The organism is Desertibacillus haloalkaliphilus (assembly GCF_019039105.1).
GTDB classification, from domain to species: Bacteria; Bacillota; Bacilli; order Bacillales; family KJ1-10-99; genus Desertibacillus; species Desertibacillus haloalkaliphilus.
The window spans coordinates 1-414 of record NZ_JAHPIV010000196.1 but is presented as its reverse complement, the minus strand read 5'-3'; the positions used below and the strand labels follow the sequence as shown (position 1 = coordinate 414).

The 414-nt window shown below is 37.9% G+C and carries 1 protein-coding gene; it reads left to right on the top strand.

All coding sequences use genetic code 11. The annotated features are described in order from the left end of the window. Positions 1-28 precede the first annotated feature (28 nt). On the top strand, positions 29-414 hold a 386-nt coding region (locus tag KH400_RS21520; RefSeq protein ID WP_369009391.1), incomplete at its 3' end, for a sugar-binding domain-containing protein.

Sequence of the window (414 nt, the reverse complement as noted above, 5' to 3'; positions counted from 1 at the left end):
ATCTGGTATTAAGTAAGGAGAGATAAACATGAGTACAATACGAAACGAATATCCACGCCCTCAGTTTGTGCGTCAGGAATGGTTAAATTTAAATGGTGAGTGGGATTTTGCTTTTGACGACGAGAACTGTGGCTTAAAAGAGAAATGGTATAAAGAATTTCCACAATCAATGAAAATCGTAGTTCCATTTGCTTATCAAACAGAGAAAAGCGGGATTAATGATCATAGCTTTCATGATGTGGTTTGGTATCGCAGAACCTTTACAGTAAGTGAAGATTGGTTAGATCAAGAGTTGATTCTTCACTTTGGAGCAGTTGACTATAAATCTTGGGTTTATATTAACGGGGAGCTTGTGACGTTCCATGAAGGGGGAAATACACCGTTCTCAGCAAATATCACACCACACTATAACAA